Source organism: Paenibacillus sp. CCS19 (assembly GCF_033239625.1).
Taxonomy (GTDB): domain Bacteria; phylum Bacillota; class Bacilli; order Paenibacillales; family Paenibacillaceae; genus Paenibacillus_T.
On sequence record NZ_BTCK01000061.1, the window covers coordinates 1 to 26,751 of the forward strand.

21 protein-coding genes are annotated in these 26,751 nt (G+C 53.2%); 3 read left to right on the forward strand and 18 right to left on the reverse strand.

Features of this window, described 5'->3' with window-relative positions; translation table 11 throughout:
* Positions 1-139 precede the first annotated feature (139 nt).
* Together SBI19_RS26810 and SBI19_RS26815 are read right to left on the reverse strand one after the other, a co-directional pair.
* The gene (locus tag SBI19_RS26810) at positions 140-586 is read right to left on the reverse strand and encodes an SRPBCC family protein (protein ID WP_317972594.1); all 447 of its coding nucleotides are present in this window, start codon (positions 584-586) and stop codon (positions 140-142) included.
* Positions 587-604: 18 nt separating this feature from the next.
* Positions 605-1,705, reverse strand: a complete 1,101-nt coding sequence (locus tag SBI19_RS26815; protein ID WP_317972595.1) for a CapA family protein — start codon at positions 1,703-1,705, stop codon at positions 605-607.
* Positions 1,706-2,089: 384 nt separating this feature from the next.
* On the opposite strand from SBI19_RS26815, the gene SBI19_RS26820 reads away from it, so the two are divergent.
* Positions 2,090-2,944, forward strand: coding sequence for a hypothetical protein (locus SBI19_RS26820; RefSeq protein WP_317972596.1), 855 nt, complete (start codon positions 2,090-2,092; stop codon positions 2,942-2,944).
* Between the two features lie 52 nt (positions 2,945-2,996).
* On the opposite strand, the gene SBI19_RS26825 is transcribed toward SBI19_RS26820, so the two are convergent.
* The 4 genes from SBI19_RS26825 to SBI19_RS26840 form a co-directional block, all read right to left on the reverse strand.
* Positions 2,997-4,460, reverse strand: coding sequence for an S-layer homology domain-containing protein (locus SBI19_RS26825; protein ID WP_317972597.1), 1,464 nt, complete (start codon positions 4,458-4,460; stop codon positions 2,997-2,999).
* A gap of 101 nt (positions 4,461-4,561) precedes the next feature.
* Positions 4,562-6,391, reverse strand: coding sequence for a stalk domain-containing protein (locus SBI19_RS26830; protein WP_317972598.1), 1,830 nt, complete (start codon positions 6,389-6,391; stop codon positions 4,562-4,564).
* A 146-nt stretch (positions 6,392-6,537) separates the two neighbouring features.
* Positions 6,538-6,816, reverse strand: a complete 279-nt coding sequence (locus SBI19_RS26835) for a hypothetical protein (RefSeq protein ID WP_317972599.1) — start codon at positions 6,814-6,816, stop codon at positions 6,538-6,540.
* Between the two features lie 60 nt (positions 6,817-6,876).
* Positions 6,877-7,764: a serine/threonine-protein kinase gene (locus SBI19_RS26840; RefSeq protein WP_317972600.1), complete on the reverse strand. Its 888-nt coding sequence runs from the start codon at positions 7,762-7,764 to the stop codon at positions 6,877-6,879.
* A gap of 174 nt (positions 7,765-7,938) precedes the next feature.
* On the opposite strand from SBI19_RS26840, the gene SBI19_RS26845 reads away from it, so the two are divergent.
* On the forward strand, positions 7,939-8,163 hold the full coding sequence (locus tag SBI19_RS26845) for a hypothetical protein (protein ID WP_317972601.1): 225 nt from the start codon (positions 7,939-7,941) through the stop codon (positions 8,161-8,163).
* A 128-nt stretch (positions 8,164-8,291) separates the two neighbouring features.
* Here SBI19_RS26845 and SBI19_RS26850 read toward each other — a convergent pair whose 3' ends face one another.
* The 10 genes from SBI19_RS26850 to SBI19_RS26895 all read right to left on the reverse strand — a co-directional run bounded on the left by SBI19_RS26850 (position 8,292) and on the right by SBI19_RS26895 (position 21,589).
* On the reverse strand, positions 8,292-9,611 hold the full coding sequence (locus SBI19_RS26850; RefSeq protein ID WP_483312342.1) for a 6-phospho-beta-glucosidase: 1,320 nt from the start codon (positions 9,609-9,611) through the stop codon (positions 8,292-8,294).
* 69 nt (positions 9,612-9,680) lie between these two features.
* Entirely contained in the window at positions 9,681-10,667 is a 987-nt protein-coding gene (locus tag SBI19_RS26855; protein WP_317972603.1) for an N-acetylglucosamine kinase, read from the reverse strand.
* 133 nt (positions 10,668-10,800) lie between these two features.
* A complete protein-coding gene (locus tag SBI19_RS26860; protein ID WP_317972604.1) occupies positions 10,801-11,688 on the reverse strand; it encodes an AraC family transcriptional regulator in 888 nt (295 codons plus the stop codon).
* 200 nt (positions 11,689-11,888) lie between these two features.
* The gene (gene nagZ / locus SBI19_RS26865) at positions 11,889-13,499 is read right to left on the reverse strand and encodes a beta-N-acetylhexosaminidase (RefSeq protein WP_317972619.1); all 1,611 of its coding nucleotides are present in this window, start codon (positions 13,497-13,499) and stop codon (positions 11,889-11,891) included.
* 5 nt (positions 13,500-13,504) lie between these two features.
* Positions 13,505-15,124, reverse strand: a complete 1,620-nt coding sequence (locus SBI19_RS26870; RefSeq protein ID WP_317972605.1) for a response regulator transcription factor — start codon at positions 15,122-15,124, stop codon at positions 13,505-13,507.
* The gene (locus tag SBI19_RS26875) at positions 15,099-16,940 is read right to left on the reverse strand and encodes a cache domain-containing sensor histidine kinase (protein ID WP_317972606.1); all 1,842 of its coding nucleotides are present in this window, start codon (positions 16,938-16,940) and stop codon (positions 15,099-15,101) included. The genes SBI19_RS26870 and SBI19_RS26875 overlap by 26 nt, the downstream gene beginning before the upstream one ends.
* Positions 16,941-17,005: 65 nt before the next feature.
* Positions 17,006-17,887 carry a carbohydrate ABC transporter permease gene (locus SBI19_RS26880; RefSeq protein ID WP_317972607.1) on the reverse strand — a complete coding sequence of 294 codons (882 nt, stop codon included), beginning with the start codon at positions 17,885-17,887 and terminating at the stop codon, positions 17,006-17,008.
* Positions 17,888-17,889: 2 nt separating this feature from the next.
* Positions 17,890-18,771, reverse strand: coding sequence for a carbohydrate ABC transporter permease (locus SBI19_RS26885; protein WP_317972608.1), 882 nt, complete (start codon positions 18,769-18,771; stop codon positions 17,890-17,892).
* An 85-nt stretch (positions 18,772-18,856) separates the two neighbouring features.
* The gene (locus tag SBI19_RS26890; protein WP_317972609.1) at positions 18,857-20,272 is read right to left on the reverse strand and encodes an extracellular solute-binding protein; all 1,416 of its coding nucleotides are present in this window, start codon (positions 20,270-20,272) and stop codon (positions 18,857-18,859) included.
* A gap of 189 nt (positions 20,273-20,461) precedes the next feature.
* Positions 20,462-21,589, reverse strand: coding sequence for an SEC-C metal-binding domain-containing protein (locus tag SBI19_RS26895; RefSeq protein ID WP_317972610.1), 1,128 nt, complete (start codon positions 21,587-21,589; stop codon positions 20,462-20,464).
* Positions 21,590-21,996: 407 nt separating this feature from the next.
* Here SBI19_RS26895 and SBI19_RS26900 point away from each other — a divergent pair, with 407 nt between their 5' ends.
* Positions 21,997-22,494 carry a hypothetical protein gene (locus tag SBI19_RS26900; RefSeq protein ID WP_317972611.1) on the forward strand — a complete coding sequence of 166 codons (498 nt, stop codon included), beginning with the start codon at positions 21,997-21,999 and terminating at the stop codon, positions 22,492-22,494.
* A 291-nt stretch (positions 22,495-22,785) separates the two neighbouring features.
* Here SBI19_RS26900 and SBI19_RS26905 read toward each other — a convergent pair whose 3' ends face one another.
* Entirely contained in the window at positions 22,786-24,204 is a 1,419-nt protein-coding gene (locus tag SBI19_RS26905) for an alpha-amylase family glycosyl hydrolase (protein WP_317972612.1), read from the reverse strand.
* A gap of 21 nt (positions 24,205-24,225) precedes the next feature.
* Positions 24,226-26,751, reverse strand: coding sequence for a glycoside hydrolase family 31 protein (locus SBI19_RS26910; RefSeq protein WP_317972613.1), 2,526 nt, complete (start codon positions 26,749-26,751; stop codon positions 24,226-24,228).

Here is a 26,751-nt window from a genome sequence, read left to right on the forward strand (position 1 = left end):
GTACCGACGCCAGCTTGCAGCCTAGGGCTTTTTTCAATGTCCGAAAAATGGGGTCTTGACCACGAGGGCTTTGGCTTTCTATTCGATTGCGTTTAAACGTGCAGGTCGCCCTCGTTTGGAGGGCCCTGACCTTTACCATTTACAAATTCGCCAGCTTCCGATCCAGCTGCTCCAGTACGAACGGCCAAGCCTGCTCATGGCCGCTGCGGGATTCCTCGTCCGGGAAACCGGCATGCGTAAGACGCAGCTTCGTGCCAGCGCCGGCTCGTTCAAGTTCAATCGTTACGACGGTCTCAGCGCCTTTGGTCCCGCCTGCCCCAGTGATCCATGTCAGTTCAATGAGGTGGTCCGGTTCCAGCCGCAGGAATCGTCCGTAATGCGGGTGGCGGCTCGTCTCGTGCACCGTCTCGAAGAAGAACGCCGTATCCACTTCGCCTTGCATAATGAGCGTGCCTTTCTCGGCGAACCAGCAATCAAACCGTTTCGTCCATGCGAGATAGATTCGTTCGGGCGATGCCTCCATATGACGTTCGACTGTCAACTGAAACGGTCTAGCGGATAAATCGGGTACCGTAACGGGCTTCATCGATTGCTATCCCCTTCCTTATGATTCGTTTGGATGAATAAGCGATAATTCCGGGATGCTGCTTCTCATATGCTTCATCGTTGCATCGAACTGCTTGCTTGCCTGCGCGAGCTCGCTGTTCTTCGTTTGCTCCAACGGCGTAATCCGATAGTCTTTCCAATTGCGGAAATAGACGTAGGTCGGCATGAAACCAGGGTTCGATAATTCAATCGTGGATTGTCCATCTACTGTTGTTTTAACCACATCGATGTACCCGATACCACCAATCTGCTTCTTCATCCCTTCTTGAGATGAAATATAGTTGCCCAGCGAGAACCATACGAACGTCTTATGGCCATCTGCTCCTTCCAACCATTGCGGCGGTTGCAGCACATGCGGATGGTTGCCGATGACGAGATCGACGCCAAGATCGGCAAGCTGCTGCGCCAACTGCTGCTGCTGTTTGTTCGGGAAGTCCTGATACTCCGTTCCCCAATGCATGGCAACGACAACGACATCCGATATTCGTTTCGCCTGCTTCACGTCGGCTTCGATCTTCTTCAGGTCGATCAGGTTGACCAAGTAATCCTTGCCCTTCGGCACCGGAATGCCGTTCGTTCCATACGTGTAGGCAAGTACCGAGAACGTAATATCGTTGCGAGTGATCGTGCGGATGTGGGACTTGTCTTCTTCATTCTTGAAGGCGCCTGTATAAGGCATGTCCAGTGCATCCCAATATTTCAAAGCACTCTGGATCGCCTTCTCTCCACGGTCCAACGTATGGTTGTTGGCTACCGTTACGAAATCTACACCAACATCCTTAAGCGTGTCGCCCACCTCATGCGGACTATTGAAAGACGGATACGTCGACAACCCGATTGCCTTCCCGCCGATCATCGACTCTTGATTCGCGATAAGCAGATCAGGCTGCAGCATCGTGTTCTTGACCAATTGGAACACCGAGCCGAAATCATAAGTGCCGTCCTTTTGCTCCGCCTCCCGATAGATCGGACGGTGGATGAGCACATCGCCAATCGCGGCAAGCGTGACGCTCGTTACGACAGAATCCGGCTCGATCGGCGCTTGCGATTCGGCGTCCGTGCCAGTGTCAGCGTGCGTGTCGGCTTCCGGAGTCGTCACCGTATCTTCTGCATCCGGCGTAGTTTCATTTGCTGTATTCCCAGACGCCGAAGCTTCCTGTTTCGTATAATCCAGCGGCTCTGTTACGACAACAGGCGGCGCGACGGTTTGTATATTCTGCTTGAAAGGACCTGCTTGAATCGAGCAGCCTGCAAGGATTAAGACGAATAATACTGCGCCTACGGTATAGCGGAAAAGATTAATTCTATAAATAGCGATAACCCCCTATCATCTCCTCTATAATTCTAGCTGAAGCGACATTATCCTTTCTTTGTGCGTTTAAACAACAAAAATCCACAACCTGGTCGATTGTGGACTAAGATTATATTTCCAGCTTTGCAAAAGTGATATAGTAAAGGTACGACTAATGGAGGGTTGCATCTAATGGAGAAAGAATTAAATCCGACTCATAGCACCACCGTACTAAATGAAAGACAAAAAGAAAATTTCACGATTAAATATACTAACAGTGCCGAAAATGATGAATATATCGCCATATACTTTTCTAGCAACGGCATCTATTTTCCTAATACGCTAGAGACATTCGAACACACGATTATAAATAGAAATAGATATGAATGGACAAGTAACCTCATCCAAAAAGCACATAAACATATTTTTGTTCGAGATCTATTTAAACAATGGTACTTAGAAGGCATCAGCAGCGAACTCAACACTATTGAAACTGTGTTATCACTATTAAGGCGTGAGACAGCTGGCAAAAAAATAATTACGGTTGGCAGCTCGGCGGGCGGTTATGCATCTATTTTATTTGGGACAATGCTGAATGCAGAAATTATCTTTTCTTTTGCACCGCAATTGTCTCTGCGTGTCTGGGCACAGGAAAGTCAAGCAGAGAGGGATCCATTGCTGTTTAAACACTTTCATAATAAAGCTGTCAATCAATATTACGATCTGAAAGATTACATAGAACGTTCACGATCATACGTTTTTTATTTTGCACCCGCAAATAGCACACTCGATATCCCTCAAGTTGAAGTCGCACAATCCATCTCGAATATCAAAATGTTTAAATTCACCTCATCAAAACACGGAGTCCCGTTCACACTTCCAGCATTAACATCCATCATGAATAGGGATACCAGTGAATTAATTGACCTATACAATAAATATAAAGGTAAAGAAATAAATCCTTTATTATTCTCTGTCAAAATCGCAGGCTTATATCCTAATATTCGAATGGCAATAAAGAAAATCCAAAAAAAATTAAAACGTTAATACGAAAGCAAGGAAGCCGTTAGGCCCCTTGCTTTCTGCGTTCTTAAAGAGTTCAACTCCGATACTCCAGCGTCACTTCATACACCGTACCGTTATACGAATAGCTGTACCGAGAAACGCTGCCGCCGCTGAAGATGACCTCTCTCAAATCCGACTGCACGCTGCCTTCGTAATCGGCACGGAACGATACCGTCTCTGCGCGCGAGGCAATAGCGGCACTTACACGTGCTTTCATCTCTTCTGCGCTTCGAACGACTAGCCCCTTCGATTCATAGTAGTTGGCGGCGGTTGCCGCAGCATAAGGGAAGCTATCCATCTCCCACTCGTGGTCCTTGGCTAACTGCTCATCCGTTACGTTGAAATAAGCGTATACCAACCGTCCCTCTTCGTCTGGAACCGGATCGTCCCAAGTGACATCCAGATTGTAATAATCGCCGTCGATATTCACTTTGTTCCACGCATGGCCGCCGCCGTTCGCCGTTCCCGTCACGATAATGGAATCAATGCCAGCCAGCTCGAGCATCAAATGCGCAGCATAAGCATAACCTTGGCAAACTGCCGTTCCTTTGAAAAGGACGCCGTATGCACTGTAAGAGTCATCCGGTATCGTATCCTTCAAATAATTGTCGTAGTCATAGGCGGTATGCAGCACAATGTAATCGTGGATGGCGAGCTCCTTGTCGACCTCGGTCATGTCCGGTTTCAGGATCTCGTTGTTGATGCGTACAGCCTCATCATAAATTTTCTTCGTGCGGCTGTCTTTGATAATGATCCGCTGATCGCGACGCTCGACGGCGTCCAGCAGGTCATATTCGCTCTCGACGTATAACGGTCCCAAATCATTCGAAATTCGGTTGGCCAGAACGAAAATCTGCTCGCGCGTCACGCTCGCCTTCGGTTGGAACTGCAGCCCATTCTTCGTATTCGCGCCCTGCATAATGCCTGATCCCGCAAGCTTGCTTACAGCCTCGGCAGCCCAGCTCGCAATGGAGCTCGAATCAGTGAATGCCGCAGCCTTATCCCCATTGGTCGCATCCTTCAGTCCCGCCTTGACGAGCGTATTGTACAGCATGACCGCTAACTGCTCGCGTGTTACCGCTGCGTCCGGCGAGAACTTCCCTGCTCCGGTCCCGCCGATAATACCAAGCGCGAAAGCCTTAAGCACATCGGCATCCTTGGTATCCTTGAACGGGTTCGACACTGCCGCAGCTGCCTTGCTGTCCGTTAATCTCTCATACAGACGAACGATAACGCCGCTCAGTTCTGCTCGAGTAATCTTATCCTGGAAATTCCCCCACACCATGTCCGGGATCAGTCCGTTCCGGAACGCTTCATACGTATCATCCTCTGCCCACGCGCTGGGACCATGGGATGCCGCTGAGACAGGAGCCGGAACCGTCAAGAGCGCGGAGGCACAGATCATAATGGCCGCGGCTCCTACAAGCTTGCGTTTAATCTTCTGTGAAGCAGTGACGACAGCCAGGTTACTTGATGGTTGATCATTCAGTATTCGCAAGACCTATTCTCCTTCGAAATGGAATATAATTCCTTCTATATCGGAAGAACGATTCTAATCCTACAGACACGGATTCCTTCATGGTGTGTTCTCTCGCGACTCTATTCACTCTGCAAATCTAGCTTATACAGAATAATATCATTGCCCTTCGTATTCGCAGCCCAATAGACCGCACCGTTCGCGTAGTGAATCGAGTCTCCGATGTTGATGCGCGCGCCACGGATTTCCGTTGCCGGCTTTATAACCTCACCGCTCGCAGAAACGATCATATAGTAAGTCGATTTGTAATCCAGCGAGGACTTGCTGTTATCCGCGCCTACGTTCTCCCACATGACGACGAATCGATTGCCATCGATGCGAGCGAGCTTCGGATGCGCCGCATTGTCTTTCGTTAGATTCGTATAGCTGGTCAGCCACACGACGCCTTTGTTATCGACCGTATTCGCGTTGCCTGGCAGCGAGATGGTGAAGCGCTGATTGTCGCCAACCGAGCGCACAGGCTCGGACACATTCTCGAAGTTCTTCGCTACAAGCTGAAGGAACAGGTTGCGCGATTCATTATGGTTCGTCTGCGCCATCTCTGCGCTCATCGTTCGCTCGGACGTGCCGACCAGCACATAACCGTCGTCCGCTACGCCAATGCCGCCAAGCTCCGAGAATGTCTGCTGATAGATTGCCGCACCGAATTTGAACCAGAACGGGGTCACGTTTTGCGCGTAATCGCTCCCCTGCGTAACCTTCGATATCGTAAACCCACGATCGTAATAATCGCCGCGCTCTGCAAAAACAATCGTATCCCCGTCAAAAGCAACGTCCTGATCGAACGAGTGACTTGAATACGGAATGGCTCGCGCCACTTGCTTCATGTTATCCGTGTCCACATACAAAGCGGTCGAAGACTGATGATTCAATCCGTCCTCGGACTGGAACATCACTCTGCCGAAGTAGGCGACGAGCAGGCCATTCGAATATTGCAGCTTCGCATTCGCGTAGTGAAACGGCTCCTTCGTGCCGCGGAAGTACTGCGTACCGGACGTGAACAAGACATCCCCCAGCTTCGCGCCCGTACTCGAATATTTGCTAATTTGGACGCTCGGTTTGTCCTGCTGATCTTCTTCCACCCAGCGGCCCCACAGGATGTAATAGTTGCCTTGATCGTCCTTAGTGAAGGTACCGAAATTCGGCATCTCCATCTTGAACGTCAGCACATTCGTGCGCTTCAGCTGTTGATCCATGGCAGCGATCTTAATGCTGCTGCTCTTCGTGTCCACCCATCCGACATTAACCGTTCCGTCAGGGTTCACATAGCTTACAATCGACGGCGCAAGATCGGCATAGGAATCGAGGAAATCATCATAGAGGCCGATTACGCGCGACGTGTTGGCTGCCTTCTCGACGATCTGCGTCTGCACATGCGGAATGATGATTGGCTTGCTGATGTTGATCGTATCGGACGTGACCTCAAGCGTCGCGCCGGCCATATCGGCCAATGCACGCATCGGAACGAACGTTTTGCCCCCGGTAATGATGGCATTGATCGTCTTCGACTGAAGCTTGCCGTCATACTCCACCTTCAACGTTACCAGACGCGCATCTATGCGATCGTTGTAAGCGAAGTCTTTGAACGAGCCTCCAAAATCGGACTCATACATCTCGCTTCCCGATAAACTGAGCGTAGACTTCGCTGAATTCAGCGTTACCTGCTTGCCCAGCGCCTCGGCTATTTTGCGAACCGGGAGATAAGTCGTCCCTTGATATAGAATCGGAAACTCCTCGTGCTGGAAGAGCATCTGCTCGCCATTAACGGCAATGGTTTTCCCTCCGCCCCTCGTGACTGCTAACTTCTGGGTTCCAGCGGCAGCAACCATCGTCGACTGTGCCGCCAGCAGCAGGAGCGTAATGACCATGATGCATCGTATTGCTAGCTTCATAGCTTCGAATCTCCTTCACTCTCATAGAATAGGTATAATTATACTTGTAACATTTTGTATTACAATGACGGATTATGACTGCAGCACAAATAACCCCCAACCTACCCGGCGGGGGAAATCTGGTGCGCAAGCGGAATACGACCTCTCTATTCCGTCGAATGTCCGAATACGCCGATAACGCCAAAGATGATCGCCGCCATCGCAAGCAGGATCATGACGTATTGGGAAGTTAAGAACAGCGATCGATACTCGCTCTGCGAAGCTTGCAGCTCCTCCTCGGACTCGCTGCTGCTGTTATTGTAATATTGGGATTCTTGGGCGATATAGCTGCCGACGCGTTTTCTCGTTCGGACATAGACGATCAGGTAAGCGAAGCCGCTTATTGCAGAGATCATTAACGCGAGCTTGGACATGCTGTCGGTCACGGGTTAGCCTCCACGAATCAAATTTACTCCATAGTATTATTTTTCCATCTGGCTAACGCACTATACTTCCGTGTTGGAATTGGTATTCGTCGAATCCAACTCGCGGACGAGTCCATCAAGCACTCGCTCGCATTCAGCGGCCGACTGCCATTGACCATCCAATAGTCCGCGAACGAACAGCTTCACCTTGGGATCCATCGTCAGCTCTTCCTCCCAGCTTCGCTCCTCCTGCCCTTCGACAGGCTCATAGCCCGCATACATGAGAAACAAGAACAGATGCCCCAGCCCGTGCAGATCGCTTGTCGTCTCGGGTGCACGCATTCGCTGCTTGACCGCTTCCCAGCCGTCCGCGAAGCCGCTCGGCTCTTGACTCTTCGACTTAGCACTTGACGCGCCTTCCGCCCGCAGCTCCTCCCCGATCCGACACGCTAAGCCGTAGTCGATCAGATAGATGCGCTCGCCGTAGGCCAATACATTCGGAATGCGGACATCCCGATGGACGAAGCCGGCAGCATGCAGATGACCGAGCGGCCCAAGCAGGTCGCGTACAATTCGAAGCGCCTGCCACTGCGTATACGTTGCGCCTCGTTCAATCATCGCCCTTTCCAGACTGTCCCCTTCGATAAAAGCCATGACAAGCGCAGTCTCGCGCCGATGCACAGCCTCGCCGAGCCAGCTCGGAATTTGCGGATGACGGAGCGTCTGCAGGACATCGCTCTCGCGCTGCAGAAGCTTGCGTCCAACCGCTCGCTTGCTCGGCTTGCTCCGCTTCAGAAGGACCGCAGCACCCGTCTGCTGATCGATGCAGCGATACGCCTGTCCGTAGCTGCCCTCGCCAATATATTGTTCAATGCGGTAACGTCCCGCCCAAACCATCCCTTGGCGAAGCGGAAAGTCCATCCAATTCAGCCGCCGCTGCCTCCACCATGCCATGAGCCCTGCCAGCATCCGATCGCCTCCCTTGGTCTCCCATACGTTGCGCCAAGCACCTTGGTTTCTATCCTTTGGGACTGGGAAATGTATAGAATAGGCCGTCTATGCTGAAACCTCGTCATGAATAGATCGTATGAACAGGTACATCGAGCATCTTAGCTGTCTCGAATCGATTAGGAGGTCTCGCACATGTTAAGAGATTTGGTGAATCGGCTCCTCGGCTCTTTAACAGGCCATAAGAATCACGGCAACCACGGTCATTACGGTCAGCATGGTCAGCATGGTCATTACGGCGGTTATAAACATCATAGTCACAGCAGCAGCGACTATAAGAAAGGCCATTATCACCCGCCTCAACACCCGCAATACGGCCACGGCTTATATAAAAAGAAAAAAGGCAGCTACAGCAGCTAATCGTTAGACGAAAGCCCTGAATGAAACCGCGCGTGACGCGCCTTCATTCAGGGCTTTATTGTTCGACTTAAGGCTGAGCCGGCAGCAGCGAGGCTGCCGCCTCGTCAAGCATAACCGTTGCAGCTGAATCAGCGTTGAAATTGCGGCAAATAGCGCTCATTGGCTGCAATAATATCGTCCAATACCCGCCTTGCCGCCGCTTCATCCCCGACCAACGGGTGAATGGTAAGCGCCTGAAGCGCAATCCCATAATCGCCTGTCACCGCCGCTTCGACGGTCAATTCCTCGTACGCTTTCACGATTTGCAGCAGTCCGCGAATTTGCGCCGGGAGCGGTCTTGTCAGCCCAACCGGCTGCGGTCCGTTGGCAGTAATGCGGCACTGCACCTCGACGGCGACTTCCTCCGGCAGGCATTCGATCGTTCTTCCGTTGCGAACGTTAACGACTTGCATATCGCCCTTGTCGTTATAGATCGATTTCATGAGCCGAATGGCGGCCTCCGAGTAGTAAGCGCCGCCTCTGTTCTCGAGCTGCGGAGGCTTCGCAACGATCTCAGGCTTGCGATAAATACCGAACAATTCGGCTTCAACGCTAAGGACTTCATCCGCTCGCGTCGTCCCTTTCTCTCTATATACCTGAAGGAGCTTTGCCAGCATCTCATCCTTCATGTAGTAATAGCGATGGTAAGCGCAAGGAAGAGCGCCAAGCGAACGAATAAAGTCAGCGTTCCACTCCAGATCGGGTATATTCTTCACCGACTTGCCGCCGAGCGCTTCGACTCGGTTCATGAAATCGTCGGTCCGATCGACGCCGTCGATTCCGATTCGGGTCGTCCAGTGCAGGTGGTTAATGCCCGCGACCTCCAGATCGACCGTCTCCGGCGCAGCGTCGTATAACCTGGCAACCTGCATTTGCGTACCGATCGGAATGTTGCAGAGCCCTACGGTGTTGACATTCGAATGCTTCAGCACCGCTTCGGTGACGATGCCTGCCGGATTCGTAAAGTTAATAAGGAAGGCGTCCGGAGCGAGCTCCTCGATCTCACGGCAAATTTCGAGAATGACCGGTATCGTACGGAGCGCTTTGGCGAATCCGCCTGCACCTGTCGTCTCTTGACCGATCAGGCCATGGGAGAGCGGGATTTTCTCGTCACGGGATCGCGCCTCCAGCATGCCTACGCGAATCTGCGTCGAGACGAAATGAGCGCCTCGAATCGCTTCGCGCCGGTCGAGTGTCAGCGCCAGTCGGATCGGCTTGCCGCTTGCTTCGATCATCCTGCGGGCCAATGCGCCAACGATTTGCAGCTTGTTATAGCCAGCCTCAATATCAACCAATACAAGCTCCGTCACCGGAAACTCGTCATAATAGCGGATCAATCCGTCAATCAATTCCGGCGTATACGAGGAACCGCCGCCTATTACAGCTAGTTTGAGCTCTTGCTTAGACATCATAGCGTCCTCCTCTGAGAAATGTATGAATTTATCAAATAAAATCGTTTAATGGAGCCCTCGTCTCTCCTACTGCTCCAATCGAAGCAGCTTCGCTGCCGCCGCGCTCTCGAGCAGTGCAGCCGTGCGCATCGGGAACGTGCGGCCATGCTGAACATCCAGTGCCATAAGATACGCGCCAACGACCGGCTCGTACAGCGAGTCTACAACCTCGGCATTCGGTGCGCTCTCTGCGATCGATGCCGCAATTACAGCCTGCAGCGTACGATCCTTCGCCTTGAAAATGCTGCCCGACAGCACGACGTCCGTCTTCGCGTCCTGCAAGTCGAGGCTGCGAATGCCAGCGGCCGCATATCTGGATACCGATCGCCCGAATCGCTCTACAAGGTCTCTGGCGACTCCATCGCCCTTGCGAAGCGTCTCGAACAACAGCGGCGCCAGGAGCTTGAACGGACCTAACTGCCTCGTAATGCCTTGATGCAGCAGTTCATCGACCGAAGGCAGCCCATAATATCGCAGCACCGCTTCGGTAAGCATTGTAGGCGGCGCTATGCCAATATGCGCGTTACAGACCGCGAAGAAAACGGACTTGCCAAGCGCCGACCCGCCCATATCCTCTTCGTTAATATAGAAGCCGTATACGACTTCTCTGCCGTCCTGCGCTATTACGGCCGCATTGAATGCGGTTCCGGCGCACAAGACGACTGCATTCTTCCGATCCGACCCTCCGCGCAGCGCAATCATGCAGTCATTATATACACGAATATTAGCTATCCCTAATGTTGCAACTAACGCATCGCGCAGCAGCGTATATTCGTAATCCCAATCGGCGCCGGTCAACCCGCCGAGTACCAGCAGCACGTCGCTTGGCGTTATGTTCGCTTGCGCGAACGCGCCATCGCACGCCTGCTTGACCATCGCCATTGCCATCTCTATGCCGACATCCTGATGGCATGCTCCACCGCCGTATCCGATGCCGACGATTCGGCCCTGCTCATCACCGATCAATGCCACCGTCTTGGTGCCGCCCTGATCGATTGCTAATAGATACCCCATTGCGCCTCCCAGCCTTTGCCCATGGTATGTTATAGAGCGCTGCCTTAACCTCACTTTATAACAAAAAAAAACAGCTGAATCTGCTACAATTCAACCGTTCACTGATACTATTTTATGATCGCAGATGTTCAGTCTATTCGAACGGAGTGATTCGAATATCTTTAGGAGATTGCCCGATATGCTTCATGAACAATCGGTTGAAATTAGATAGGTTGTGGAAACCGCAGGCCAGCGCGATATCAATGATTTTCCGATCGGTCGAATTGAGCAGTTCAACCGCGCGAGCCAGCCTTAGCTGGATCAAATATTCCATTGGCGCCATGCCGACGAGCTCCTTGAATATAGCACTGAAGTAGGAAGGGCTGAACTGTACCTGAGCGGCTATCGACGCAAGCGTCCACGTCTCTGCGAGACGCTCCTCCATCATGCGCACCGCGATCTGGATCATCTCGTGATGACGCTGAAGCGGAGGGGGCCCAGCCTGCTGCTTGACCGCGCAATGGCGATTTATCTCGATAAGAAACCGAAGCAAATAAGAGCGGATCATCGTAGGATAATGACTGGTTTGCTCGGTGTATTCCGTATGCATATCTGCGCACAGCTGCTGAAGCAGCGCCGCCTTCGGATGATTGCGCCCCAGCAAATTATCGTATCGGCTGCCCATAAGTCGAAAGGCTTGCAGCAGATCAGGATCATAACGATGATCGCCGGCAAACAGGGATCGGTCGAAGGAGATCACCTGCAACAAGAGACCTTCTGTCGTTGGACTCTCATAGGCACAATGCAAGTCGTTCGAGCCGATAAGCAGAATATCGCCCGTCTCGAATGGATACGTTCTGCCGTTAATGATATAGTGCCCTCTTCCTTGCTTAATGCAGTTAATTTCAAGGCCGTCATGCCAATGAAGCCGCTGGAACATCGGGACCACGCCGAATGTCTCCTCCGATTCGAACGGAAAAGCGGCAGGCAGCCCCATATCGTCTCGGGCGATTTTGACTTTGCTATCGCTGGCTGCACACATGCGCCAATCCCTCCTGCTTGCCTGCTCCTTATATCGTCTGCCTCTTCAGGTGTCATCATACAAGTTTTCCCTGTTCGATTTAATCCTTGGCGGGACATATGCTTACATCGAAGAAAGCCCTGAATGAAGCCGCTAATGCGCCTCAATCAGGGCTCTCTAATTATCCGTTCCACGCATTCGGTATGCGCTTCAGCTATACCCTAAGTCAACCCGTGCCCGCAAGCGTACTGCTCCGATATCGTAACGGGCAGCTTACCGAACGGCGCAGCTTCTCCAGTCAGCACCTTCGCCAGCGCCTCCATCATAATCGGACGGTTCTCATAGCAGGCCAGATAACCATGAACGTCCGGGAACTGGTTCAGATCGTATGGATTGCGCAGCGCTGCCACGATGACCTTCACGCCGTCTCTAGCGAGCAGCTGGTTCACAAGCGCCGTCTGGCCAGCAGAGAAGGATGCGTTGTATGTGCCGACGACGACCTGTGCATAGCCATTGCTTGCTTGCAGAATCTGCTCGATCTCCTCTGATGTCGGCTCCGTTCCAATGACGTTCTCCACGACGCTGTCCAGATAGGAACGAAGCGCGCTGCCGATCGTCACTTCCTGCACAATGATTTCGTCTACCTCCGTATTCGTCCGAACCTCCGGCCAGACGACGAACGTCGGTACGTCCTTCTGCAGCGGAACCGCATGCTGCTCATTGCGCACCAACGTTACGCTATGCGCCGCCGCTTCACGCGCCACTGCCAGATGCGTCTCCGAACCGATAGCGGCGTCATCTCCGATCACGCTGCTTCCGGCCTGACCGCGTCGCAGCTTTAAGTCGACAATCCGGCGCACGGATTCGTCGATCCGCTCCTCCGTCAGCTCACCGCTCTCGACTGCGGCATAGATCGCTTCGAACGCCTCCAGCTGTCGATCCAATCGGTGGCTGACAAGCACAAGATCGGCACCTGCCCGCAGGGACATGACAGCCCCTCTGCCGATGCCTACCGTCTCCGAGATCGCTTTCATCTCGAGGCAGTCGGTGACGATAACGCCGTTATAACCGAGCTCCTCCCGCAGCAAGCCCGTAATGATATTCGCCGACAGCGTGGACGGGACGCCGGAGTTCTCATAAGCAGGGAACATCACATGCGCCGTCATGATCGCATCGACACCTGCCTCTATCGCTCTACGAAACGGGACAAGCTCTACTGCATGCAGTCGATCATGGTCATGCCCAACGACCGGAAGCTCGTGATGGGAATCCGCTGACGTATCGCCATGACCCGGAAAATGCTTCGCGCAAGCCGATACGCCTGATTCCTGAAACCCTTCGATCGCCGCCGCGCCAAGCTCCGCCACCTGGTCTGGGCGTTCGCCGAAGGAGCGGACGCCGATAACCGGATTCGCAGCATTGTTGTTCACGTCCAGACACGGTGCAAGATTCATATTAATGCCCATCTGCAGCAGCTCGTCGGCCGAGACCCTTGCCGTGCGATAGGCATACTCCAGCCTGCCCGTCGCCCCGATGGCCATATTGCCTGGCATGAGCGCGATATCTTGGTCAATCCGCGACACCATGCCGCCTTCTTGATCGATCGCGATCCAGAGCGGAATGTCCGTCACCTCGCGCGACAGCGCTTGAAGCTCGGCCGACAGCCTTGCGACTTCGCTGCTCGGACCTACATTGCGGCGAAAATAAATGATGCCGCCAAGCTTATAATCTTGAATCAGCTGTTTAATGCCTTCCGTCGGCGTCGTACCGTCGAAACCACACATGACGATCTGGCCGATTTTGTCCCGCAAGCTCCATGTCGATAAGTCCATCACGTTTACTCCCCCCATGTCTGCTCCTTGTTCTTGCCAGCCCTCTTCTCCCGAAATTCAGACGGGATCTCGCCCGTAATCTTATGGAACACTTTCGTAAAATATCGCCGTTCCGCATAGCCGACCGACCGTCCGATATCGGTAATGCTCCGATCGGTCATGAGCAGCAGCGACTTCGCAAGCGTAATCCGTTCTGCCGTTACATACTCGACGAACGTGCAGCCGACATGCTGCTTGAACAGCTGACTGAAGTAGCTCGCGCTAATGCCGAGACTGCCTGCCACCTCGTCGACGCCAAGGTCGCGAGACAGATGCGTGCCGATATAATCCTTCGCCGTATGCATAAGCACATCGCCTGATTTGCGATTCATGGACGATTCGAGGCTCGCGTTCATAATGCGCCGGACAACGGCCAGCATATCCTTCACGCGGGTTGCCTGCTCCATGACGGTCCAGATTTCTTTCTCCTCTTCAGCGGACAGCACATTCAGATCGCGCATCTCCCGCATCAGATGCATCGCGGCAAAATGGACCAGCTTCTCCGCATGCGCCAGCGACCGCCCCGGTACCGACTGAACGCGAGCCGTCAACTGCTGAAGCACCGACTCCACCGCTTCACGGTCGTTGCGTTTCAACGACGACACCAGCTGCTCGAGCGTCGCCCAGAGCGTCTCTTCCCCGTCGGTCACTGCATCGCCTTCGCTGGACAGCAGAATCGAGCGGTCCTTGCCAGACGCCAGATGCACCGTCTTCTGCAGTGAACGGTAAGTTGCTGACAGCTCCTGAATCGGAATTTCCTGCGGATGCACGCCGATGGACAGCTTAACGCCGACGTGGCTCTCGACGGCAGCCTGCAGCAATTCCGCCCAATGCCGTACGTTCGTCTGCGGCACGGCCGGCTCCGCCTCGTTCTTCTCGAGCACAATGCACCATTCGCCCTCGCGCATCTGCAGCACTGCATAATGCAGCTCTTCGCCTTGCAGTGCATCCTGCAGCACATTGCGAACGGCAAAATTGCGCAGCTTCCGGTCCTGCTCGGATGTGAACCGATACTTGTGGGTGTAGTCGTCGATATCGGCTAACATCAGAATATAACGGAACCGGCTCGCATCGACCTCCACATCGTCGAACATGAACTGCGTCTGCACGGACGAATAGTCCATCAGAATGTCGTAGAGCATCTTCTCGTGTACGAGATGAACCGCTTGGCCAAGCTGAGCCTGGGCCACATTCCGCTCCCGCCTGCGTTCGCGGACCGTGCCCGCGAGCCTTCCGATAATATTCGTCAGCTCCTCATAATCAATCGGCTTAAGCACGTAATCGCGCACGCCGAACTTCATAACCGAGCGTGCATATTCGAAGTCTTGGTAGCCGGTCAACATGATGACCTCCGCTTCTTCGCCGAGTTCGCGCAGCTTGCCGAGGAACGCGATGCCGTCCATGACGGGCATGCGGATGTCGCACAGAATGATGTCCGGATGATGCTCCGATACAAGCTCGAGCGCCTGCACCCCGTTTTTGGCTAAACCAACGACTTCGACCTCTAGTTCATCCCATGGCAGGACAACCTGCAGGTTCTTCAGAATATGCACTTCGTCATCAATGAGCAGCGCCTTCAGTCTCATGTGCAACACTCCCAATGTCTTTCTTCGGAATGGTGAACTTCATCGTTGTCCCTTTGCCCTGCTCGCTGCAAATAAACAGACCATACCGACTGCCGTATTGAATCCGGATCCGGTCCGCGACATTGTACACGCCAAGTCCCCGCGCCTCTCCTGTCTGCGGCGAATCTTCATGCCGACTGTCCCTCATCTGGTTCAGGCGATCATAGTTGAAAGCCTGAAGCCGCTCCGGCGGAATGCCAATGCCATTATCCTCGATATAAAAGGCGAGCGCATCGCCCTCCTCACGTGCGGACACGCGAATATGGCCCATGTAGTCGATGCCCTCAAAGCCGTGCTGGATGCAGTTCTCGACCAGCGGCTGCAGCGTCAGCTTCAGCATCTCGTAACGCATCAGCTCAGGCGGAATATCGATCTCGAAGTCGAACAGCTCCTCGAACCGGAACTTCTGGATACCTAAGTAGCTAAGCAAATGATCGAGTTCCTGCTCGACGGTGATCTGCTCCCGCTGCGTAATGCTGATCCGAAGCAGGCTGCCTAGCCGCGTTACCATCTGGCTGACCTTCTTGCCTTGGTTCTGCACGGCGAGCACGTTGATCGATTCCAACGCATTGAACAGAAAATGCGGCTTGATCTGCGCCTGGAGTGCCTGCAGCTCGGCATGACGCTTCCGCTCCTGCTCGCTTTTCACTTCCGTAAGCAGCTCCGACACCTGCGATACGAGACTGTTGAAGCCCCTTGCCAGCAGCGCCGTCTCGTCGTTCCCCTTGATCGGCAGTCGCGCGTTCAGATCTCCTCTCTCCACGCGGCGCATGAACTTGACCGTCTGGAGAATCGACTTCGCGATCCGATTCGCGAAGAACATAATGAAGTAGCAGGCGGACAATACGCAGAACAGCAGGATGCCGACAACCCAGCGGGAGTACAAGCCAACCTCGCTCGACAGCGACTTCCAGGACGTAATGGAGACGAGATACCAGTCTTCCTTCTCGATGCCGGCACCGATGCTGGAGATGACGCTGTCCTGCCCGTCGAACTTGCCTCTGCCGCTTCGATAGGTGGTATCGAGAACAAGCGGTTTCTTCACATATTGATCGATGAACTTGCCGTTCAGCTTCTCGCTGCTGTCATACATGATGAGTCCTTTGCCGTTTACGATAAGAAACTCCGTTGTGCTCTGCTTCTGCTTGTAGCGAAAATAACGGAACACCGACTCGATGCCGGAGTTCTTGATCTGAACGAGCAGAATGCCTTTATCATTGAGCGTAGCAATATCTTTGACGACTCGAATCTGCGTAAATACCGGATCGACGCCTGTCAGCTCCGGATATTCGTAAGGTCCCACCCAGACCGGCTGCCCATTGCGCTGAAGCACCTGCTGGTAGATCTCCTGCTTCTTGAACTGAGCGAACGGCATGGCCTGGAAGTGCTCTTTGGTGAAGATACGGTTGATCCGCTCGTTGTTGAGCGTGTACATGAAGGCATAGCTGACGGACGGATGGTTGATGAGCAAATCTCGGAAATTGCGCTGGACCTTGTTCAGGTCCAAATAATCGATTTCCTTCAAATCCGTCTCATAGCCGTTATTGAGCATCTCTTGAATCGCATCGCTGGCTATGGTGCTGTCCGTCACCTTGTTCATCTCGCCGAATACGAAGCCGACGCTCTGAGTGAGCGCGCGGAGCGTCAATTCGGCTTGTCCGGAATATTTCTCTTCAATCATATTGGTAACCAGAATATATAGAGCGAAGCCGAGCGCGATGAGCGGAACGATAATGAACGTCATAAAGGCGCCAAACAGTTTGTATGGAAGTGACATAATGCTGCACGGCTCCTTCTCGATGATTGGTTACGCCATTCATAATCGTTCGCTCGTATGGGTCGTTATCCCTTCACGCTGCCTGCTGTGATGCCTTCAATAATTTTCTCCTGCAAGAAAGCATACAGGACAAGCACTGGCGTCACGCTGAACACGATGCCTGTGCAGATAAGCGCGTAATTCGTCTGGAACGAATCACGGAAGCCGACCATGCCTGTCGGCAGCGTTCGGAGCGAATCCTTACTAATGAAGAAATTCGCGAGCAAATATTCGTTCCAGACGCCGAGGAAGTTCACGATGAATACCGTTACAAGCGCCGGCATCGTAAGCGGCAGAATGAGCACAAGGAACATACGGATCGCCCCCATGCCGTCTACGACAGCCGCTTCCTCTAGATCGGTCGGAATATTCCGCATGAATGCTGCGATCAGCAAGACGCTCAATGGCAGCGCGCCCGCCGTATACGGCAGAAACAGCGCCCAGTGCGTATTCAGAATGCCCATCTTCATGACGAGCATATATTGTGCGATGAACAGTACGTTGCCGGGAATAAGCATCCCGATCAGTACGAATTGATAAATTACCTTGCTCATACGAAGCAGCTTCATCCGCGTGAGCGCGAATGCCGTTCCGGCAGCCAGCAGCACGCCGACTGCCGACGATGATAATGATAAGTATAAACTGTTCCAGAAGTATACACCTATTTTGGCCTTTACCCAAGCTTCCGCATAGTTGTGAAAATACAGCTTCGTCGGGAAGCCGAACGGATGCGCTGCAATCTCAAGATTGCTCTGCTTCAAGGATGAGAAGACAACGAATATGAACGGGAACAGAATGATCGCCACGTAAACCATCAACACAACATGCGGGAGCACCCGCTTTACTGGCTTCGGGACGGCGACTCGGCTGCGAACGGCAGGCTGGGTGCGCTTAAGCAAAGTTTGCATGATCAATCATTCCCTCCCTGATTTCTTCCGAGCGTCAGCTGGTAAAGCGCGGTCAGAACGAGCGCAAAGGCGAAAATAATAAGCGAAATCGCCGTGCCGAATCCATAGTTCGGATCGACGCCCATTGCCTCGTTCACGAGATATGAAGCCATTACTTCCGTCGAGCCGACCGGGCCGCCCTTCGTCATGACGAGAATGATATCGACGACGCGCATGGCGCCTGCGATCGACAGCATGATGACGACGGAAATAATCGGACGAATGAGCGGCACTGTAATGAGAAGCGCGCGTTGTCTGCCGCTTGCGCCGTCGATTTCGGCTGCTTCATTCACTTCTCTCGGAATGGCGAGAATCGCAGCTAACACGAGTACGATGTAGAAGCCCATCCACTGCCATGCATTGGTTGCAAGAACTGCAAACATCGCCCATTTGGTATCGGCCAGCCAGTAGATCGGATCAATGCCGAATACGGACAACAGCTTGTTCAGCGGCCCGATCTCCGGTTCATAGATGAAGCCCCACAGGATGCCGATTACGGAAGTGGACAGAATAGATGGAATGAATACGGTTGTTTTATAGAAGCCCTGGAACCGTTTAACATGACCAACGAGAATCGCAAAGAAAATAATAAGCGGCACTTGAATGAAGACGGAGAACAAAATGAAGTACATATTATTAACGATCGCGTTGCGGAAATCTGGATCGCTGAATGCCGTAGTAAAGTTGTCGAATCCAATAAACTTATAGTCTTCGAGTCCGTTCCAATCGGTGAACGCATAGAACGATGAAGAGGCCATCGGATAGATGAAGAACAAGCAGTACAGCAGCAAGGTCGGAAGAACGAACATCGCGTATATATAGGGATTTTTCAGCGCGCTTTTCATGATTTGCCCCCTCATAAGGATAGAAAGGCGTCGCCCGCGTGTCGGGCGGGCGACGCCTCTATCAAGCATTGGCCGATGGTGTCAATTATTTCGCAGCGGCGAGTGCTTTCTCTTGTACTTTCTGCATTGCATCCGCCACTTCTTGCGCAGACGACTTGCCAGCGATCAGCTTCTGAATTTGCGATTCGGATTCTTTGTACACGTCAGAAGCTACCGTCGAGTCGAAGTGCGAGAATGCGCCACCGGAGTTGCCGAGAATTTGCATCACTTGCTTAACAATTGGATCTTCAACCTTCGCGATCGATTCGTCGGACAGCTTCATCGAAGGCAGCAGGCCGTCTTCGAGCAGGCCGCGAAGCTGCATTTCTTCGCTGTACAGGTTCTTAATGAACGCTTTTACAGCCGTCAGTTCTTCCGGTTTCAGATCGGCAGAGAAGCCATAACCGTTACTGTAGTTACCGTTAACCGCCAATTGGTTGCCTTTGCCGTTCGGCACGCCCGGCATTGTGAAGAAGCCAACTTTGTTCGTCAGATCGCCGGCTTGCGCTTGATCCTTGAACACGGACGAACGCCAGCTGCCGTCGAACATCATGCCTGCTTTGCCCGTAACGAATTGGTTGAGCATGTCAGCATACTCCAGACCAAGCTCGCCTTTCGTGAAGTAGCCCTTCTTCTCCCACTCTTGATATTTCGAGAATGCCGCTACGACCTCCGGCGAGTTCCACGCTTGCGATCCGGCTGGGAAGCCGTCGATCGCTTCCGGTCCTGCGTAACGTCCGATGAGCGTGTTGACGAGCATGTTCGGTACCCATGCGCCTTTGGAGCCCATTGCGAACGGCGTAATTTTATTTTTGCTCAGCGTATCCGCCGCAGCTTCGAGCTCGTCCCAAGTGGTCGGCTCTTTGATGCCGTATTTCTCGAACAGCGGTTTGCTGTAGAAGAAACCTTCCGTGCTGCCGCCGATCGGCAGGCCGTATACTTTGCCGTCCAGCGTGAATTGGTTCAAGTTAAGGAACTTATCCCCGATGCCGAGTTCTGCAATAATTGGGGTCAGATCGAGCAAGCGTCCTGCCTTCGCATATTTGAGCGCGTCGCCCGCGCCGCCGAACAAGTCGAAGATCTTCGGTGGGTTGCCTGCTGCCATCTCAGCCGGAAGCTTCGTGAACCGGTTGACTTGGTCCTCTACGCCGTCGAGCTCGATCGTCAGGCCCGGCACATCCGCTTCTGTTTTCTTCACAACGTCATCCAGAATCGCTTTGCGGAACTTCTGTGCGTCCGCAACTTGGATGTGGCGAAGCGATACGGTGAATGGTTCTGCTTCTTCTTTCTTCGGCTCTTCTTCCTTAGCCGGCGTTTCCGTTTTCTCCGTTGTATCCGTCGTCGTTGCAGTCTGCGTCGTGTCTGTCTCTGTGGAGGATTTGTCGTCCTTGTCGCCGCAAGCGCTCAGAACCGTGGAAGCTGCAAGGATAAGCGTAATACCTAGATAAATCGACTTCTTCATTCGATGACCCCCTGATCGATAATGTGAAATCTTCTTTACAATTCGATTATAGTTCCCGCCTCTGTGATGCATAAGATTCACATTTCCATGATAGGGGGGTAAAATTCTCTACTCTTTTGTATCCCTTATAATGCGTGTTCAAAAAGTTCGGTTTTCAGCACCGAGAAGGCTCGGACTTTTTGAACTACCTTACATGCAGCACTTCTTGTATTTCTTGCCGCTGCCGCATGGGCAAGGGTCGTTTCTGCCGACTTTGACGGCTGAAGCAGAGGATGGCTTGCGTTCGCCAAAGAGCTGACTGAACTCATTAGGCGTATAGCCTTGATTCGCCCACAGTCTCGTATTGTTCTTCACTTCAATTACAAGCTTAATGAACTGTTCAAACTGCGCTTCCGTATTAAATTCCAGCTCTCTTCGTTCAAGCTCATAGATGACCTCGTCCAGTGGTTCATCCATTGAACATACGAGTTGAATATCGTCCACAAGGTCGTCCATCAACGCTTTATGCTTCGGGAAGCTCTTTAACAGATAAGACTTCAAGCCCTCAAGCTGAGGCGTCCATTCGTAATAAAGGTTGTCCGCATATTTCAAGAACAGTTCCTTGTCCGGAATGTAATGGGGCTTACTCTCGAAGCCATTCAGGAGCGACTCCAATTCCTCCTCACCGTCTACCCCTTCGCTAATAAATTTCCCGTCTTCAAAGAACCATGTCTGCTGATCGCTCATTAACAGCTTCGCTGAACCCGCAAACTCCTCGGGCGTCATAGATTCATCACTCGTGTGCTGCGCGAGATAAATTTCATATACCGTGCCGATGGAACAAACGCCATATAAATTGACGCATGCATCAATATACTGACTAACTAACTGACAACGATCTCGCGAGTCCATGAATTCGCTGAACGGAAGCTGACGGTACGCCTCTTGGATCTCGGACGGAATCAGGTAGGTAAGCTTCTCATCCGAATAGAAGGAGAACAGCATGCCGCGATTCATAAGCGATACATATTGCCCCGGCACGATGCCGTCATCATGCAGATAGGGTACTTGGAGCAGTCGCGTAGCAAGCTCCCAATCGTTCGGTCTGGCAACCTGAAACGCAATACTGACCTCATTCCCATCTGCAATTCGCTCCATTAATGCATCAGCCAGCTCCGACTTGTTCATCTTGGATCGTCCCGGCACATTATAGCTTGAAGCGAGTTCACTCAGCCGCTCCTTGGTAAGCTTAAGCAGAATGTTCCTTAATTCCGTTGTTACCTCGCCTTTGATCGCATGTTTAATATTCAATTTTTCGAGCTCTTGTGCCAAATTCATAACCGCTAGTCCCCCGTATTCGATGTTTATTTGTTATTTAGTTTAATTGATTTGGTGCTTGTCCACACGTTTTATCCTCAGAAAGACAAAATCCCGCCGTCCTTCATCGAACTATAACGGTTCCAACAGTGGCTGTTTCGTCGAATTGACGGCGTTTGGCGTTCTAACGGTTGCATGCGTGCCATGAGAGTACGATCGAGGTCATTCTGCTGCATTCAGGTGAAAAAAGCACTATGGCAACCGCAAGAATGTGAATGCGGCCCTGCAATGCGAAATAAGCATAACCACAACCGTTACATATACCGCACCGTCTTACGCGCTTTCCGAAGCCCCTCCACTTTATAACCACCCAGAAAGTGGTATATTAGTATATATAACACTAACTCACTTTTCTCATAGGAGGATTAATGGTTAAGAAGTCCACTGTAATCGGTACAACTTTCACAGCAGTTTTACTGCTCTTATCCGTAATAATTTCAGCCTCGACCAATAGCAGATCCACTCAACAGCCAGTTAGAGAGGTCGCAAGTACCGAACAAAGCAATATTCAACAGCACATCACAACATTCATCGGTCCAATCACCGAGTCTTTTCATACAGCTTTGATTTCACAAGTCACGCACACAGGTGTAGGTGCTTACTATAACGAGTTCTCGACCGCACCCGAGAATGGCCGTAACCTTAACATCTATATTTCGAATAACGGTACTGGAACAGTGAAATTCGATGTCACTCGCAACGGCGAACAACTCGAAACGGTCGATGTTGCCGCAGGTTCGGGTAAGCTGAGATCATTTACTGAACTCGCCGCCTCAGCCGTTGGCCTCTCCGGTGACTGGGAAGTGTATGTTTATACAACGGACGGAACTGCAATGAATCTCAACGTAAACGCTCTTCAATACTAAGAACGAGGAAGTGGCACGTCTCCGTTGAACGGCGAGCTGTAACGGTTACTATAGTGGCTATTACGTCGAAATGATGGCGTTTGGCGTTCTAACGGTTGCGTGCGTGCTTAAGGGAGTACTATCGAGGTCAACTTGCTGCATTCGCGAGAAATATTTCAACCGCCCAGGGACAACAAACTCCGATAATAACCCTCTGACTCTCCAACCCCTCCATATATCAAAAAGAGGCCGTCCCTCCGCTCATTGTTCACACAATGAACGGAGGTAACAGCCTCTTACGAATGGCACTATCTACTGATTCACATAAATCTCGTACGCCCAAGGCGCGAGATCGACCGCTTGCTCCGCCTTCAGCTCCGCCGTCCCGCCGCTCTGCGTCGTGTACGCGCCCGCCAGCGCCGCGTCAAGCTTCACGCTCGTCGCTACTTGCTCCGCAGACAGGTTCATCACGACAACGACCGTGTTGTCGTTCTTCGTCCGCTCGAACGCTAGCACATGGTTGTCGCCTGCCTCGAGTGTATGAAACACCCCGCCTGCGCTGCCGTTCCACAGCGCCTCGTTGTTGTGCTTCAGATCGACGAGACTCTTATAGAATGTCTGCATCGCGAGATCGCCCCAGCCGATTTCATCCTTCTCGAACAGCGGCAGACGCCGGTTCAGACCCGCTTCCTGCCCCGAGTAGATAAGCGGCATGCCAGGCAGCGTGAAGCTGAGCGCCGCCATCGTCTTCACTGCATCGCCAAGCCGCTCGTACTCGGTCCCCGTCCATGCATTCTCATCATGGTTGGACGTGAAGTTGAGCGGATATGTGCCCGACGGGAAGCTCTTCGCGAGACGATCCGCATACGATGCCACCTGCCGCGCATCGCCTTGCCCCTTTGCCAGACGGTTCATCGTGTTGTACAGCTGCCAGCCGTAGTTCGAGTTGAACGCATGGCTGAGCAAACTAATCTGCTGATCGTCTTCTGCCAGCATATACAACGGCTTCAGCTTCTCCAGCTCAACTCGTGCCTGCTCCCAGAACGCCTTCGGCACGCCGCCCGCATAGTCCGCGCGGTAGCCGTCGATATCGAACTCGCTCACCCAATATTTCATCGCGTCCAGCATCGCGGCTTGCATATCTGCATTCTCGTAGTTCAGGTCCGCTACATCGGACCAGTTCGTATTCGGCGGCATCACGACATTGCCCGCTTCGTCGGTCGTATACCAGCCTTGGTTCGCCAGCCATGGATTGTCCCAGCCTGTATGGTTAGCCACCCAGTCGAGCATCACCTTGAAGCCGAGCTCATGCGCCTTATTCACCAGCGATTTGAAGTCATCAGCCGTACCCATATCGGGATTAACCGCTTTATAGTCATCCACCGCATAGGGAGAGCCTACTGTACCGTTTCGCTTCGTATGCGAGATCGGATAGATCGGCATGAACCATAGGATGTCGACGCCAAGCTCCTTGAGCCGAGGCAAATGCTGTTCGAATGCCGAGAAAGTGCCCTCCTTCGTATACTGCCGCACATTCACTTCGTACATGACGGCCTTCGCCGCCCAATCAGGTGTCGGCACCCGACCGACGCTGCTCTGCTGCTGCGAATCAGCCGTCTCCTTAACCGGTTCCTTCTGCATCGCTGTCTCCTCCCCTGCCGAGCAGGCGGTCAGGCCGACCATGGATACAAGGAGCGGCATCGCGATCAGCCATTTCCAAGTCCTGCGCATCTTAACACCATCCATTCCTGTCTAAGCGCGAATGACGAGATTTAATCCGTTAACCGGACGATCGATGACGATCGTCAACTCTTGCGAAGCTTCATCGTAGAACCAGCTCTCATCACGTGCATTCGCTCCCAACTGTGCTCCAGCAGCCGCATCCATAGGCAAGCCAAGCACCTCGCGCGGCGTCCACGACAGCTGCTTGAATGTCAGCGTCCAACGCTTGCTGCTGCCCGCTCCATCGAAGCCCGCATGCAGCGGCTCAATCGCAAGAGCCAGCTGTTCCGAAGCTACGCTCACCGTGAACCGCGTCAGATTATACGCCCCCGAACGATAACTGACCGTTAAGCCATCATCCTCATAATGCTCGAACGTCGAAGAATCGCCGCCGATGCCACTACCACCGTAAATATCAAACGCCAACTCGCCAGCAAGAACGCCGGAGAGCTCCGCCGAAGACTGTGCCACCGCAGACCCGGCAGCACGCGGAATAACAGCGCCCGCTTTCACATAGATCGGCATCGTCTCAAGCGGCGCATGCGCGAGCACATGGCGGCCGCCCTCCAGCTTCTCGCCTGTCCAATAATCGTACCAGACGCCTGCTGGCAGGTAGACCGCGCGATGATCGGTGCCCGGACGGTAGATCGGCGCCACCAGCAGCTGATCGCCCAGCAGGAACTGGTCGCATAGATTCGTCACGTTCGAATCATCCGGGTATTCCAGCACAAGCGGACGAATGACGGGCAGGCCCGTCTGCGCCGACTCGCGGAATACCGAATAGATGAGCGGCATGAGCCGGTAGCGCAGCCCGATATATTCGCGGCAGATCGCTTCGATCTCCGGCCCGAAGCTCCACGGCTCCTGCCGAATCGACCGCAGCTCGCTGTGGTTGCGGCAGTAGGGGAACAGCGCGCCCATCTGCGTCCAGCGCGCCAGCAGCTCGCCGCTGCAATGATGCGCGAAGCCGCCGATGTCCGGTCCCGCGAACGATACGCCCGACAGACCGAGGTTAAGCACCATCGGCATCGCAAGCGCCATATGCTCCCAGAAGCTGCGATTGTCGCCTGTCCAGACGGCAGCATACCGCTGAATGCCAGCGTAGCCGGCCCGCGTCAGCACGAATGGACGATTGCCATCGAGATGACGGCCGAGTCCCTCGAACGTCGCCTTGGACATGAGCAGTCCGTACAGGTTATGAACATCCCCATGCGTAACCGGCTTCCCATTATTGCGATGCAGCGTCTCCACATCCATCGTCTTGCTCTCATTGAAGACAGCCGGCTCGTTCATGTCATTCCATGCGCCTTCAATGCCCATCTCCGTGTAAAACTGGTGCAGGTCGCCCCACCACTGGGATACTTGGTCCTCCGTGAAATCCGGGAACACGCTCTGCCCCGGCCAGACCGGACCAACGAACGGCACCCCCTCCGCATTCAGACAGAAATAACCTTCCGCCGTTCCCTGCTTGAACACCTCATAGTTCATATCTACTTTGACGCCCGGATCGACGATCGGCACGATGCGAATGCCCATCTGCTTCAGTTCCGCGATCATCGCCTTCGGATCAGGGAAACGTACCGGATCAAAAGTGAACACACGGTAGCCTTCCATATAGTGAATGTCCAGGTAGATGACGTCACACGGAATCTGCTTCTCGCGGAACGTGCGGGCAAGCTCCAGCACCTCATCCTGCGACATATAGCTGTAGCGCGATTGATGATAACCAAGCGCCCAATGCGGCGGCAGCTCCATTCGACCCGTGAGCGAGGTATAACCTCTCACAACATCCTTCAATTGGTGACCCGCAATGAAGTAGTAATCGAAACTGCCCGTTTCCGATTGGATCACATAAGCATCCGACTCACTGCGCATATCGAAGAACGTCCGACCCGGGTTATCGAGGAAAATGCCGTAAGCAGCGTTCGGTTCACGCACAACGAGCAGCGGAATCGACTGGTACAGCGCTTCGATCTCCGGCACATGCGGCGCATACACGTCGCTGTTCCACATCTCATAGCGCTCGCCGCGCTTATCAAGGCTGCCCGTCTTCTCGCCCAAGCCGTAATAGTGCACATCCGCCGTCGCGGCGAACACGCCAGTCACGGCCTGCCCCTCATTCCACGCAAGCTCTCGTTGATGTGCCAACACCGAGCCGCCGTCTGCGTCCTCGAATCGAATCGAGCAGTCACTCTTCGCTACCGCCACGCTGACCGTATCCGTCGATACCCGGAACGCCGCATCCTCTTCGACTACCGTCCAATTCGCACCGTCCCCAGCGTCCGGCACAATCGCCACCGTCGAAGCCATATCCAGCGTCGTTCCACCCGCACCCGCAGCCTCACGCTGTTCACCGGCCCCGCCAATGAACAGCTTCACGCGAATCAAGCCGCTGCGAACGATCTGCACAGCAACGCTTCCCTGCTCCGCACGAACAACTACACCACGTTCCTCACGCACCACACCAAGAGCGGCACCCAGCGAATTCGTATAGCCCCCTCGCGTACCTGCATTGTCCTGCACCTTATCCGGGCTAATCGCCTCACTCGTTAACAT